The 14,021-nt window shown below is 31.6% G+C and carries 12 protein-coding genes; 5 read left to right on the top strand and 7 right to left on the bottom strand.

All coding sequences use genetic code 11. The annotated features are described in order from the left end of the window. The first annotated feature begins 2 nt into the window (after positions 1-2). Positions 3-1,856 carry an alkaline phosphatase family protein gene (locus Q0684_RS02425; RefSeq protein ID WP_299012437.1) on the top strand — a complete coding sequence of 618 codons (1,854 nt, stop codon included), beginning with the start codon at positions 3-5 and terminating at the stop codon, positions 1,854-1,856. An 8-nt stretch (positions 1,857-1,864) separates the two neighbouring features. Here Q0684_RS02425 and Q0684_RS02420 read toward each other — a convergent pair whose 3' ends face one another. Beyond that, entirely contained in the window at positions 1,865-2,272 is a 408-nt protein-coding gene (locus tag Q0684_RS02420) for a DUF2721 domain-containing protein (protein ID WP_299012436.1), read from the bottom strand. A gap of 66 nt (positions 2,273-2,338) precedes the next feature. Here Q0684_RS02420 and Q0684_RS02415 point away from each other — a divergent pair, with 66 nt between their 5' ends. The 4 genes from Q0684_RS02415 (at position 2,339) to Q0684_RS02400 (ending at position 6,521) form a co-directional block, all read left to right on the top strand. Continuing rightward, positions 2,339-3,007 carry a M15 family metallopeptidase gene (locus tag Q0684_RS02415; protein ID WP_299012435.1) on the top strand — a complete coding sequence of 223 codons (669 nt, stop codon included), beginning with the start codon at positions 2,339-2,341 and terminating at the stop codon, positions 3,005-3,007. A 77-nt stretch (positions 3,008-3,084) separates the two neighbouring features. Further along, positions 3,085-3,759, top strand: a complete 675-nt coding sequence (locus tag Q0684_RS02410) for a hypothetical protein (RefSeq protein WP_299012434.1) — start codon at positions 3,085-3,087, stop codon at positions 3,757-3,759. A gap of 128 nt (positions 3,760-3,887) precedes the next feature. Beyond that, positions 3,888-4,877 (top strand): pyruvate dehydrogenase (acetyl-transferring) E1 component subunit alpha, encoded by a 990-nt coding sequence (pdhA, locus tag Q0684_RS02405; RefSeq protein WP_299012433.1) that lies wholly within the window; start codon positions 3,888-3,890, stop codon positions 4,875-4,877. A 3-nt stretch (positions 4,878-4,880) separates the two neighbouring features. Next, positions 4,881-6,521 carry a 2-oxo acid dehydrogenase subunit E2 gene (locus Q0684_RS02400; protein ID WP_299012432.1) on the top strand — a complete coding sequence of 547 codons (1,641 nt, stop codon included), beginning with the start codon at positions 4,881-4,883 and terminating at the stop codon, positions 6,519-6,521. Between the two features lie 328 nt (positions 6,522-6,849). Here the strand turns inward: Q0684_RS02400 and Q0684_RS02395 are convergent, their stop codons facing one another. From Q0684_RS02395 to hemL, 6 genes are all read right to left on the bottom strand, one after another. Continuing rightward, positions 6,850-7,584, bottom strand: a complete 735-nt coding sequence (locus Q0684_RS02395; protein WP_299012431.1) for a hypothetical protein — start codon at positions 7,582-7,584, stop codon at positions 6,850-6,852. A gap of 102 nt (positions 7,585-7,686) precedes the next feature. Further along, the gene (locus Q0684_RS02390) at positions 7,687-9,045 is read right to left on the bottom strand and encodes a dihydrolipoamide acetyltransferase family protein (RefSeq protein ID WP_299012430.1); all 1,359 of its coding nucleotides are present in this window, start codon (positions 9,043-9,045) and stop codon (positions 7,687-7,689) included. 534 nt (positions 9,046-9,579) lie between these two features. Further along, positions 9,580-10,503, bottom strand: a complete 924-nt coding sequence (hemF, locus tag Q0684_RS02385) for an oxygen-dependent coproporphyrinogen oxidase (RefSeq protein ID WP_299012429.1) — start codon at positions 10,501-10,503, stop codon at positions 9,580-9,582. 122 nt (positions 10,504-10,625) lie between these two features. Beyond that, entirely contained in the window at positions 10,626-11,372 is a 747-nt protein-coding gene (locus tag Q0684_RS02380; RefSeq protein WP_299012428.1) for an EI24 domain-containing protein, read from the bottom strand. Between the two features lie 196 nt (positions 11,373-11,568). Further along, on the bottom strand, positions 11,569-12,600 hold the full coding sequence (gene hemE, locus Q0684_RS02375; RefSeq protein ID WP_299012427.1) for a uroporphyrinogen decarboxylase: 1,032 nt from the start codon (positions 12,598-12,600) through the stop codon (positions 11,569-11,571). Between the two features lie 72 nt (positions 12,601-12,672). Next, positions 12,673-13,959: a glutamate-1-semialdehyde 2,1-aminomutase gene (hemL, locus tag Q0684_RS02370; protein ID WP_299012426.1), complete on the bottom strand. Its 1,287-nt coding sequence runs from the start codon at positions 13,957-13,959 to the stop codon at positions 12,673-12,675. Between the last annotated feature and the right edge of the window lie 62 nt (positions 13,960-14,021).

Genomic DNA, 14,021 nt, shown 5'->3' with positions numbered 1-14,021 from the left:
TTTTGAGAAGTTTTAAAAACAGAATTCTTTTTTACATAAGCTACTTTTTACTTTGGGTAAGTTATTTTGTTTTTGCAAGATCCTTTTTCTTGGTGTTTAACTTTAGTAGTACTAAAGAATTAGACACTTCAACAATTATAAACACCTTTTATTATGGTTTAAAATTAGATATTTCTTTTGCAGCCTATCTTTCTATAATACCCTTTTTACTTTTTATAATTTCTGTATTTACAACTACAAACTATTTAGGTAAAATAGTTAAAATATATTCTTATATAATTCTTGCTATAATTACAGTTTTGCTTTTAACAGATGCTGGTTTATACCAATCTTGGGGCGTAAGATTAGACAATAGTATTTTACCTTATCTAGACAAACCTATGTTGATGCTAGCTTCTGTTTCTAAAGGACTGCTAGCTTTTGGCATTTTTGCTTGGTTACTTATCACTATTGGCTTTTGTTGGTTTTTTAAGAAAGTAATTAATAATAAAACAATAGTAATAGCAAAAAGCCATTGGGCACAAGCAATCTTATTTTTAGTAACAACAGCAAGCTTAATATTACCTATTAGAGGAGGTTTACAAACCAATCCTATAAACCAAAGTAATGTCTATTTTTCTAGCAGCATGTTTGCAAACCATGCTGCCATAAATTTTACATGGAATTTTTTTAACACCATAACGCACAGAACAAATGGTATTAATGTTTACAAATCTCTAGATGATAAAATTGCGAAAAACATCATAAAAAAAAATAGAAAACCTTTATTAAATGCGGATACAGATAACATTTTAAACACAAAAAAACCTAACGTAATTTTAATTATTTGGGAAGGTTTAACCGCAAAAGTAGTTGGTGCTTTAAATGGTGAATCCAATGTAACACCAAATTTAAACGCCCTTTCTAAAGAAGGTTTACTTTTTACCAATTTTTATGCAAACGGAGATAGAACAGATAAAGGAATTCCTGCCATTTTAAGCGGTTATTATCCTTTACCTGTAAAACGAATAATGCGTATGCCAAATAAAACGAGAAGTTTACCTATGTTACCCAAACAAATGGAGGATTTAGGTTATAAAACAAAGTTTTATTATGGAGGCGATTTAAATTTTGCCAACATGAAAACCTATCTTAGAAATGCGCAAATTAACAATTTTGTAGACGGTAGTTTTTTTAAAAATGATGATTGGAATTCTAAGTGGGGTGCTCATGATCATGTTGTATTGCAAAAGTTTGCAAAAGATTTTGAAAACAAACAAACACATCCTTTTTTTAAAATTCTATTAACCTTAACTAGTCATGAACCTTTTGAGTTTCCTGATGTTTATAAATTTGGAAAAGACACAGAAGATAATAAATTTAGAAGTTCGCACACTTATACAGATAAAGCAGTTGGTAATTTTATAAAATTTGCAAAACAACAGCCTTGGTATAAAAATACTTTAATAATTATTTTGGCAGATCATGGCCATAGTTTGCCAAAACATGAAGGCCTTTTTAATGATCCCAAAAAATTTAAAATTCCTATGCTGTGGTTAGGAGGTGCATTAACTAAAACCAACCTAACTGTAGACAATTATACAAATCAAATAGATTTACCTTACACGCTTTTAGATTTATTGGATGGTGATAATAGCGCCTTTAAATGGAGTAAAAACCTATTTAATAATTCTAAAAATCAGTTTAGTTATTTTAGTTTTAACAAAGGCTTTGGCACAATTTCTAAAAACGGAACAATTGTTTACGATTTGGTGGGTAAAACTCCTATTTTAGAAATAGGAAACACCAAAACGCTAGACTCCTTAGGTAAAGCTATTTCACAAGAAGTCTACCAAGATTTTTTAGACAGAAAATAAAGCTACTTTTATTTTTGATTCAAATACTCTTCTATATCTGCAATATGATGTTGCAAAGCTTGAGACGAAATTTGAATTTCTTTAATTAACAAACTCAAAGATAATATGAGTAAAATTAGGCCAAATCCAAAAGTATAAGAAGCTATTGTTTGTTGATTAATGTAAATTAAAAACATCGTTAATACACAAAAAAGCAAACTAGTAATTCCCAAAATTTGCATGTATCTTGTTAAATTCAAGCGCAGCTTTAAATTTTTAATCTGTCTTAGTAAAGCATCGTCTTTTTTCTCTAAATAAATATCATGTAAGTTTCTAATAACTGCAGAATAAGCTAAAAAACGATTTGTATAAGCTAACATAATCAAAGAAATCGCAGAAAATAAAAGTGCAGGTGTTGTAAGGGTTAGTTGTTCCATAACAATCAAAATTAAGTATTAATTTTTATATAGAAGCCTTCCTTTAAATTTTATTATTTTTACGCTATGCAAAAAAGTATTTTAGTTGTTTTTATTTGTTTTAGTTGCTTTATTTATTCGCAAGAAATACCAAGTGGTTTTACTTATTTAAATGATGTAGCACCAAGCATACAAGTAGAACTATGTTATTTATCTGATGATAATTTTATTGGAAAGCCAATAGACGGTTATAAAAGTAATTGTTTGTTAATCACAAAAGCGGCCGCAAAACAATTACAAATTATTCAACAAAAACTTAAAAAAGAAAATTTAGGTTTAAAAATTTTTGATGCATATAGACCACAACAAGCCATAAATCATTTTGTAAAATGGGCTAGAGTTTTAAATGATACTTTAATGAAAAAAAAGTATTATCCAAATATTCCAAAATCTAAATTGTTCAAACTCGGTTACATTGCCTCTAAATCTGGCCATACTAGAGGCAGTACTGTAGATTTAACCATTATAGATTTAGCTACAAATAAAGCATTAGACATGGGCAGTATTTATGATTTTTTTGGTAAAGAATCGCACCCGTTTTATAAAAACCTCACAAAAAAACAGCAACAAAATCGTTTATTTTTAAGAAAAATAATGATGGATAATGGTTTTAAACCTTATGATAATGAATGGTGGCATTTTACGTTAAGACAAGAACCCTATCCAAAAACCTATTTTAATTTTCCCGTTCACTAAAGGTAAATTTAACAAAACTGTTACAGCTACAACAAAAATCGGCATTATATTTGTTTACACTATAACAAAACAACAATATGTTATCTACATTAAAAACTTTTTTCATAATTTTTATTACCTTTTCTTCTTTGTCTTTGTGTGCACAATTAGATAAAAGTAACGGTGGTAAAAATGACAAAGGAAAGGTAAAAGCATTGGTTATAAAAAACACAAAAGTATCAGAACAACCAACCTCTATAGAACTTAAAGGTTTAGATGGCTTCAAAAAGGCGTATGACAGAGAACAAGAAAAGCTAAATAAGCAGCAAGCAGAAGAAAAGCGATTGAATAAAGGTATTCTCACTCAAAAAAAAATTAAGGAAGCTCGTTTTTTAAACGCCTTTAAAACGGTTAACGGTCAATATATATATCCTGTTATAGACCAAGATTTAGGTAGTATTAGAACCAAGGCAAATAGTGTAAATATTATTTGTAGAGATTTTCAGCATCCAGATGGAGATCGAGTAACTATTATGGTAAATGATAAACCTGTGGTAAATAATATTGTATTAAGACGCAGCTACCAAAGCTTTAATATTCCTTTAGAATTAGGTATTAATAAAATTGCCTTTGTAGCCTTAAATCAAGGTACTTCTGGCCCTAATACTGCTGCCTTTAAAGTGTATAATGATACTGGCGTGCTTATCTCTTCAAATGAGTGGAATTTGGCTACAGATGCCAAAGCGACTTTAGTTGTTGCCAAATACGAGTAAAATTGTTCATTTTTTCAATTAAAATATAGCCTTCACGTTTTTTTATTCACTAAAAACAGTTATTTTTGTTCCAAATATTATAAACCAATTAAATTTCCATTAATTTAAACTAACAACAATAACTTAGAATGAAGAAAATCACCAAAGAGACCTACTTAAATTGGTACAAAGACATGCTTTTTTGGCGCAAATTCGAAGACAAACTAGCCTCTGTTTACATTCAACAAAAAGTTAGAGGATTTTTGCACCTATATAATGGGCAAGAAGCAATTTTAGCAGGTGCGTTGCACGCCATGGATCTTTCAAAAGACAAAATGATTACTGCATACAGAAATCACGTGCAACCTATAGGTATGGGAGAAGATCCTAAAAAAGTAATGGCAGAGTTATTTGGTAAAGTAACGGGAACCTCCAAAGGAATGGGTGGTTCTATGCATATTTTTTCTAAAGAACACCGTTTTTATGGTGGTCATGGTATTGTAGGTGGTCAAATACCATTAGGTGCAGGACTTGCTTTTGCTGACAAATATAAAGGTAGCGATGCTGTAACCTTAACCTGTTTTGGTGATGGAGCTGCAAGACAAGGATCTTTACACGAAGCGTTTAACATGGCTATGTTATGGAAATTACCCGTAATTTTTATTGTTGAAAACAATGGATATGCTATGGGAACTTCTGTAGAAAGAACAGCAAACCATGACGATATTTGGAAACTTGGTTTAGGTTATGAAATGCCATGTGGACCTGTAGATGCAATGAACCCAATAAAAGTAGCAGAAGCTGTAGACGAAGCTATACAAAGAGCTAGACGTGGAGATGGCCCTACTTTTTTAGAAATGAAAACCTACAGATACAGAGGACATTCTATGTCTGATGCGCAACACTACAGAACTAAAGATGAAGTAGAAGAATACAAGAAAATAGATCCAATTACACAAATTAAAAACATTATTTTAGAGAAGAAATACGCCACTGAAGAGGAAATTTCTGTTATAGATAAAGACGTTAAAAGTAAGGTTAAGGAATGTGAAAAATTCGCAGAAGAATCTCCTTTCCCTGAAGTTCAACAAATGTATGATATGGTTTATGAACAAGAAAATTACCCTTTTATAAGTTAATATATGGCTACAATAGTAAATATGCCGCGTTTAAGTGACACCATGGAAGAAGGTGTTGTGGCAAAATGGTTAAAGAATGTTGGAGATAACATTGAAGAAGGCGATATTTTAGCTGAAATTGAAACGGACAAAGCTACAATGGAGTTTGAATCTTTTCACGAAGGTGTATTATTACATATTGGTGTGCAAGAAGGAGAAACGTCTCCTGTAGACACTCTTTTAGCCATTATTGGTGAAAAAGATGAAGATATTGCTGGTCTTCTAAATGGAAGTTCAGATGACAATAAAGCTTCCGAAGAAAAAAGCAATACAGCAGAAAAAGAAGAAAAAACTAAAGTAGAATCAAGTAGTTCTGAAGTTTCAATTCCTGAAGGTGTGCAAGTGATAAACATGCCACGTCTAAGTGATACAATGACAGATGGTACAGTAGCAACTTGGTTAAAAAAACAAGGTGATACTGTAGAAGAAGGTGATATTTTAGCGGAAATTGAAACAGATAAGGCTACAATGGAGTTTGAATCTTTCTATGAAGGTACACTTTTACATGTTGGTACTCAAGAAGGAGAAACTGCACCAGTTGATAGTTTATTAGCAATCATAGGTCCTGCAGGAACAGATGTTTCAGCAATTGTTGCTAATGGTGGTGCTACAACTACAGCTGCCAAAACAACTGAAGCAAGTAAACCTGAAACCACAGAAGAAGCAAAAGAAGAGCAAAAAGAGGCTACTACTTCAAACAACACGAGCAACACAAATTCTAATGGAGGTAGAATTTTTGCATCTCCTTTAGCAAAGAAAATTGCTGCAGATAAGGGAATTAACCTTGCTGATGTTAGTGGTTCTGGAGAAAACGGTAGAATTATAAAAAAGGATGTAGAAAACTTTACACCTGTAGCTAAAGAAGCTGCACCGAGTAAAACAAATGCTGCTGCACCTGCAATGAGTTTTGTTGCCGCTGGTGAAGAAAAATCTGAAGAAGTGAAAAATTCGCAAATGCGTAAAGCAATTGCAAAATCACTTGGAAACTCTAAGTTTTCTGCTCCAGACTTTAGCTTGAATATAGAAGTTGACATGAGTAATGCAATGGCTTCTAGAAAAACCATTAACGCAATTCCTGATGTTAAGGTATCTTTTAATGATATGGTAGTTAAAGCTTGTGCGATGGCTTTACAAAAGCATCCACAAGTAAACACATCTTGGACAGATAACAACACAATTTTCCACAGTCATATTCACGTTGGTGTTGCTGTTGCTGTAGATGATGGATTGTTAGTACCTGTTATAAAACACACTAACGATTTAAGTTTAACGCAAATTGGAGCTAATGTTAGAGATTTAGCGGGTAAAGCTAGAAACAAGAAAATTGCGCCTGCAGAAATGCAAGGAAGTACTTTTACGGTTTCTAATTTAGGAATGTTTGGTATTGATAATTTTACATCAATAATAAACCAACCTAACTCTGCTATATTATCTGTTGGTGCTATTGTTGAAAAACCTGTAGTTAAAAACGGACAAATAGTTGTAGGAAATACAATGAATTTAACTTTAACATGCGACCACAGAACAGTAGATGGTGCTGTTGGAGCAGCGTTTTTACAAACATTAAAAACGTTTATAGAAAACCCGGTTACAATGTTAGCCTAAGTTTTTTTATATCAATATAACAAAATCCCAAACTTTACAGTTTGGGATTTTTTTTGCGTTTTATATTATAAGATTTAAAACTAATTACATTTCAACTGAAATAAAGGAATCTCAAATTAAGTACGAGATTTCTCAACTACACTTCGTTGCGTTTGAAATCACAAGTAATAAATTTGCAACTACACAAAACATAAACTGTAATAGTCACATCTCACTCACATTAAATAGGTTCTAACTTTACTTTAACACTTCGCAATATTCATATTAGGTCAAAAAAAATACCTTGAAACTCAATTCAAGGTATTTTAAAGTTTTAAGTTAATGTTTATTATAGTTTGGTAGTACTACTTTTAGTTTTTACTACTGTTTGAGCACCTTCTTCTCCCATAGCAACTTCAATATTTGCTACATCTTGCACACCTGTTGCAATATCTATTTCTAAATTACCTTTTACTACACCTTGTACAGCTCCTGTTACATTTCCGCTAACGTTTACATATACTTTACCGTTTTCTATTTTAGAAACGGTAAAAATCATTTTTGTTGCCGCTCCTTGCATATCGTTTTCGTCTGACCAAGTAGAGCCAACAGAAACTTTTTCTTCTGGATATTTTATGCTTTGTTTTTGATTTACAAATTGTGACATAGCAGGCGTCATTGGTTCTACTTTTATATTTGTAACTTCTCCTTTTTTAGTTAGTGTAGAGTAAATAGTTGCTTTTAACATGGGATCTATCTGTTGCTTCATCATTTTACCCATTTGATCTAAGTTTTCTTCTTTCATGGTAGAATCAAAACTCATAACCTGGCCTGCCTGTAACATGTTCATGTTAATCTTCTTAATTTGAGATTCCGTTTTAATGGTATCTCCAATTACCTCATTCACTTTCATTTCCATAGACATCTTAATGTCTAAACCACCTTGTACTCCCATATCTTGAGAAATATCTTGTTGCACAACAAAAACATCTCCTTTAGCATAATTTGCTCTTAATAAAACCGATTTTTGTGCTACAACATTTAAACCAGAAAGAAACACAAATAAGAATAACAATTTTTTCATTTTAAAATATTTTTAATTAAAATTATATATAACGAAGATAATCTTTTAAATAAAAAAACACCCAAAAAATATGGGTGTTTTGTAGTGTGAACCTTGTAATTATTAGAAATCTTGGTTTACATCCCAAGCTTCTAAAATATCTTTGAATGTTTTTATAAACATACCGCCCAAGGCTCCGTTTACAACTCTGTGGTCGTAAGAATGAGAAACCATCATTTTTTGGCGAATGCCTATAAAATCTCCATCTGGTGTTTCTATTACTGCAGGAATTTTTCTAATTGCTCCCAATGCTAAGATTGCTACCTGTGGTTGGTTAATAATTGGTGTACCTGTTATAGAACCAAAACTACCAACATTTGTTACTGTGTATGTTCCATTTTGAATTTCATCTGGCTTTAAGGCGTTATTTCTTGCTCTTTGCGCCAAATCGTTTACAGCTTTGGTAATACCAACTAAATTTAATTGATCTGCATTTTTAATTACAGGAACAATTAAATTACCATCTGGCAAGGCTGCTGCCATACCTAAATTGATATTTTTCTTTTTAATGATTGTATCTCCATCAACAGAAATATTAATTAAAGGGTATTTTTTAATTGTTTGTGCAACAGCTTGCATTAATATTGGTGTAAAAGTTAACTTCTCTCCTTCTCTTTTAAGAAAAGCATCTTTAACTTTATTTCTCCATTTAACAATATTAGTAACATCAATTTCTATAAAAGATTGAACGTGAGCAGAAGTTTGTACAGAATTAACCATATGTTTTGCCACCAACTTACCCATTCTACTCATCTCTATAACTTCATCTTCGCCACTTACAGTAATAGAATTAACTTTATTTGCTGATGCATTATTAGAATGTTGCGTTTGTTTAGTAATTGTTTGTTCTATATGCGTTTCTTTAGCAACAGGAACAGTTGTATCTTTTTTATCAATAAAAGATAAAATATCTTCTTTAGTAACTCTGCCATCTTTACCAGAGCCCAAAATTTGATCTAATTCCTCTTGAGATACACCTTCTTTTTGAGCAATATTACGCACCAATGGCGAATAGAATTTACCAGAATCAGAAGTTTTAGCAATAGGTGCTGCCACAACTTCTGTAGCTTTCTCTATTGATTTTTCTAGCTCTTTAATGGTACTGCTGTCCGTCATCTTTTTAGGAGCATCCTTAACTTCTTCTTTAACTGTATTGGTTTTTGATGAAGTATTATCATCTCCTGCTATTTCTATAATAGCAATTGTATCTCCTACATTTACAACAGCATCTTTTTCAAAAAGTATTTCAACAAGCGTTCCTTCTACTTCAGATGGAATTTCAGAATCTACTTTATCAGTCGCAATTTCAACTACAGCTTCATCTAATTCTACAGTGTCTCCTATTTCTTTTAACCAAGAGGTGATTGTTGCCTCAGCAACACTCTCTCCCATCTTTGGTAATTTTAATTCGAATCTAGCCATTTAAATTTTCTTTTAACTTTTGCAAAACTACTAAAAATTGACTGTTTTTAACGTATAATGACCTTAAAAAAAACACAAAAACAAACTAATGGATTTATTTATTCCTAAAAAATATAGGATAAATATCAATTTAATTTAATTAAAATCAAAATTTAACTTCTTTAATTATTAAATTAATAATTAAAGAAAATAGTCTTTATATCCAAAAAATTAAGCGCATCAAAAAGAGACTATCTTAAAGTAATTCAATTTTAATCTTTTTGAGTACAATTAAGATTAAATACTTTTAAATTTAACTAATACAAATGCTAAAAAGGAGTTGATAAAACCATATAACTAGAATTAAATAGTTTCGTTTGTTCAATGCAGATAGAATAAAAGTTTAAGACCATGCTTTAAACAATCTATTCTCAATTAAATTGAAAGGTTAGCGTTACTAATTTTGATTTTAATATTAGCTAAAAAAACTTAGTGTAAAGCGATATTGTTTACAATTACTTTAATCAACTAAAAATGTTATGCAACACTAATCAATTACACCCAATTTTTAGGCTTTGCCAAAACCTCTAGTAAACGTGCTTCTTCTGTATCTTTTTCTGGTTGATGGTTATATTTCCACTGCACAATTGGTGGTAAACTCATTAAAATACTTTCTATCCTACCATTTGTTTTTAAACCAAATAAAGTACCTCTATCATGCACTAAATTGAATTCTACATAACGCCCTCTTCTTACCTCTTGCCAATCTTTATGTGCTGTTTTGTAAGTTAAAGCTTTTCTTTTTTCTACTATTGGTGTGTAAGAATTTAAAAAACTATCTCCAATTTCGGTAACAAAATTATAACGATCTTCAATTAAAAACTCATCGGTTTCTTTTAAATAATCGAAAAACAAACCGCCAATTCCTCTTGCTTCATTTCTATGGGTATTCCAGAAATAGGTATCGCAAGTTTCTTTAAATTTAGGGTAAAAATCTTTGTTATGCTTGTCACAAGCTGTTTTACAAACTTGGTGAAAGTGTGTTGCATCTTCATCAAATAAATAATAAGGCGTTAAATCTTGGCCACCACCAAACCATTGCGTTACAATATTTCCTTCTGTATCGTACATTTCAAAATAGCGCCAATTTGCATGTACTGTTGGTACAAAAGGGTTTGTAGGATGCAAAACTAAACTTAATCCGCATGCAAAAAAGTTTCCTTCTTTTACACCAAATTGTTTGCGCAAAGCTTCTGGTAATTCGCCAAAAACTTTAGAAATATTTACGCCTCCTTTTTCAAAAATAGCGCCATTTTCTATAACTCGTGTTCTACCTCCACCACCTTCTTCTCTTTGCCAAAGGTCTTCTTTAAACTTTGCTTTACCATCTAATTGCTCTAATTTAGAAGTTATGGTGTCTTGTAAATTTTCTATATAATTGTAAAATTCCTTTTTAAAACTAACTTTACCTTTCTGCATATTTATTAACTTTATTGTTAGTGTTATTTAATATAAAAGCTACCTTTCTACTTATTAAAATAATTGTATTTGAATATTCTAAAAAGGAAAAATCAAAACAAAAACCTTAGACGAAATATTCTTTAAAATGCTTTCTGTTTATTTAATGCCTTAATTGTATTTACAGTTGCTGAAGTTACAGATAGTGGTAAAACAAAAATAACCCCAATTACTGGTATTAATAAGAATAGTAAAAAAACAGTTCCATTACCAATTGCAAATCCTTTATTTTTACTTACAAAATGTATACTTTCTCTGTATTTTAAATGACGTTCTAAAGTATAATCCATATTACCAAAACCTGCATAATACGCTTGTACTAAAAACAATAATATTGTAGAAAATATACTTACTATGGGCACTAATTTTAAAAGTAAAATAGGAATGGTTACTAGTAGTTCTTTTGTTAAATTTCTACCATTAATTCTTATTGCTCTAATTAATTGCTCTTGGAATGTGGTTTTTCTGTGTTGATGTGATAAACTTCCATTAATATACCTTTCTATTTTTTCTGAAACAGGACTCATAAATGGTGCAGATAACGCTAAAATTATGTGTTTGTATAGAATTAAACCAAGTACCAAAACCACAAAACCACCAATAAATGCAGATATTGTTGTAAAGGTTTCTTTGCCCCAATCCCAAATCCAGATTTTAGCTAAAAAATTACCCATAGGATTTGATAAGTTATAGGCCACAGCTCCAATTACCAAGGCTGTAACAAAACTAATTAACATTGGAATTGCAAAATACTTCCAGAGTTTTAGTTTAGATATTAAACTAAAAGCACCAAAATAGGTTCTAATTCCTGAAAGTATGTCTTTAATCATTATCCTTTGTCTGCGTTAGCGATTGAAATGGCATCCTTTTTGCCTTTTTCGGCAAAAAGATATAATGGAAAGCGCGACCTTTTTAGGGAACGCCCAAAATATTGTAATTTATTTTATACTTACAAAGTTTTGAAAACCCTGTAAAGTGATTTTTTACAGTATAAGCACCAACAAGCATTTCTTTCCTTTGGAAAGATTAAGATGGCATTTTATACTCTTTAACTGCGTCTATAAATGCTTTGGCATTGTCTAAAGGAATGTCTGGCAAAATACCGTGTCCTAAATTTACAATGTATTTATCTTTACCAAACTCGTTTATCATTTGTGTTACCATTCTTTTAATTTCTGATGGTGACGAATACAAACGTGTAGGATCAAAATTACCTTGCAAAGTCATTTTTCCGCCGGTTAAATAACGTGCATTTCTTGCTGTAATAGTCCAATCTACACCCAAAGCAGACGCACCCGATTTAGACATTTCTTGCAAGGCAAACCAACAGCCTTTACCAAAAGCAATTACTGGAGTTTCTTCCTTTAAGGCATTAATTATTTGTTGAATATATTGCCATGAGAATTCTTGATAATCTTTTGGCGACAGCATACCTCCCCAAGAATCAAAAACTTGTACAGCATTTACGCCTGCTTTTACTTTTTCTTTTAAATACGCTATTGTTGTGTCTGTAATTTTTTGCAATAATTGATGTGCAGCAATAGGGTTTGTAAAACAAAATTTCTTTGCCTTATCAAAGTTTTTAGAGCCTTGCCCTTGCACACAGTAACACAAAATTGTCCAAGGAGAACCTGCAAAACCAATTAACGGAATTTCGTCATTTAGTTTTTCTTTGGTTGCCTTAATCGCTTCCATAACGTAACCTAATGTCTCCTGAATATTGGGAACAATTACATTATCTACATCTTTTTGGGTTCTTACAGGATTTGGCAAATACGGACCAAAATTAGGTTTCATTTCCACATCGATATTCATAGCTTGTGGAATTACCAAAATATCTGAAAACAAAATTGCAGCATCCATACCATATCTTCGAATTGGTTGTACTGTAATTTCTGATGCTAATTCTGGAGTTTGACAACGTGTAAAAAAATCGTATTTCTTTTTTATTTCTTGAAATTCTGGCAGATATCTTCCTGCTTGACGCATCATCCAAACTGGAGGACGTTCTACTGTTTCTCCTTTTAATGCTCTTAAAAATAAATCGTTTTTTATCATAATTTATTAGTTTAAAAGTTTGAAAGTTTCAAGTTTTAAAAGTTACTTTCCAACTTTATTACTTTTTAACTTTTAACTATTTGCTACTTTGGCCATCGCTTTATCTACAGCCTTTGCAATTACTTTAATATCTTTATCTGAAATAGCAGAATTTAAAAACCAAGCTTCAAACTGACTTGGTGGTAAAAACACACCATTTTTTATCATTTCCCAAAAGAAAACACCAAATTTTTCTGTATCTGAGGTTTGTGCTTCTGCAAAATTAGTAACCTTACTTTTGGTAAAGAAAGGATTCATCATAGAGCCAAAACGGTTTACCACTAAATCTACATTGTATTTTTTAGCAGTTTCTAATAAAATTACTTCTATAATCGATCCGATTTCCTCAAACTTATCATACGGATTTTGTCTTTTTAATTCTGATAAGGTAGAAATACCTCCTGCCATAGCAATTGGATTCCCAGACAACGTTCCTGCTTGATACATTCCGCCTAAAGGGGCAACGTTTTCCATAATTTCGTTTCTTGCACCATAAGCACCAACAGGAAAACCACCACCAATTACTTTACCTAAACAGGTAATATCTGCAACCACGCCTAATTTTTCTTGAGCACCACCAAAAGTAGACCTAAAACCTGTCATTACCTCGTCTGCAATTAATAAGGCACCTTTAGATTCTAAATAAGTTTTTAACTCTTTTAAAAATCCGTTTTGCGGAATTACAACGCCCATATTACCACCAATTGGTTCAATAATTACGCCTGCAATATCATCATGTTCTTCAAAGTGTTTTTTTACACTTTCTAAGTTATTGTATTCTGCAATTAACGTGTTTTTTACTGCTCCTTCTGGCACGCCTTTAGAACCTGGTAAGCTTAAAGTTGCCAAGCCAGAACCTGCTGCAACCAATAACGCATCTTGATGCCCATGGTAACAACCCGAAAATTTAATAATTTTATCTTTTCCTGTAAACGCTCTTGCCAAACGAATTCCGCTTAAAACAGCCTCTGTACCAGAGTTTACAAAACGTACTTTATCCATTTCTGGAAAAGCATCACAAACTATTTTTGCTAATTTGATTTCTGCCTCTGTAGATGCTCCAAAAGAATAGCCGTTTTTTAAAGCTTTTTTGGCTGCTTTTTCTACTTTCTTATGTCTGTGCCCTAGAATCATTGGGCCATAAGAAACTACCAAATCTACATATTCGTTTCCATCAACATCAATAATTTTAGAACCTTTTGCTTTTTTAATAAACAAAGGATTTCCTCCCACTGATGAAAATGCTCTTACAGGAGAATTTACTGCTCCAACAAGGTTTTTTAGTCCTTTATTGTATAGTTTTTGTGATTTTTTAAACATCTTTCTTGTGTAATTGTTTATTTGTGTAATTGTGTAATTGAGACCTTTCGACTGCGCTCAGG

This window comes from uncultured Polaribacter sp., assembly GCF_947503875.1.
In the GTDB taxonomy this organism is placed as follows: Bacteria; Bacteroidota; Bacteroidia; order Flavobacteriales; family Flavobacteriaceae; genus Polaribacter.
The sequence above is the reverse complement of the archived record's forward strand: the minus strand, read 5'-3'. Positions and strand labels throughout refer to the sequence as shown.

Coding starts and splice junctions, on each gene's coding strand:
- Q0684_RS02420 (WP_299012436.1), bottom strand. CDS start 2,272: ATGGAACAACTAACCCTTACAACACCTGCACTTTTATTTTCTGCGATT.
- Q0684_RS02415 (WP_299012435.1), top strand. CDS start 2,339: ATGCAAAAAAGTATTTTAGTTGTTTTTATTTGTTTTAGTTGCTTTATT.
- Q0684_RS02410 (WP_299012434.1), top strand. CDS start 3,085: ATGTTATCTACATTAAAAACTTTTTTCATAATTTTTATTACCTTTTCT.
- pdhA (WP_299012433.1), top strand. CDS start 3,888: ATGAAGAAAATCACCAAAGAGACCTACTTAAATTGGTACAAAGACATG.
- Q0684_RS02400 (WP_299012432.1), top strand. CDS start 4,881: ATGGCTACAATAGTAAATATGCCGCGTTTAAGTGACACCATGGAAGAA.
- Q0684_RS02395 (WP_299012431.1), bottom strand. CDS start 7,584: ATGAAAAAATTGTTATTCTTATTTGTGTTTCTTTCTGGTTTAAATGTT.
- Q0684_RS02390 (WP_299012430.1), bottom strand. CDS start 9,045: ATGGCTAGATTCGAATTAAAATTACCAAAGATGGGAGAGAGTGTTGCT.
- hemF (WP_299012429.1), bottom strand. CDS start 10,503: ATGCAGAAAGGTAAAGTTAGTTTTAAAAAGGAATTTTACAATTATATA.
- Q0684_RS02380 (WP_299012428.1), bottom strand. CDS start 11,372: ATGATTAAAGACATACTTTCAGGAATTAGAACCTATTTTGGTGCTTTT.
- hemE (WP_299012427.1), bottom strand. CDS start 12,600: ATGATAAAAAACGATTTATTTTTAAGAGCATTAAAAGGAGAAACAGTA.
- hemL (WP_299012426.1), bottom strand. CDS start 13,959: ATGTTTAAAAAATCACAAAAACTATACAATAAAGGACTAAAAAACCTT.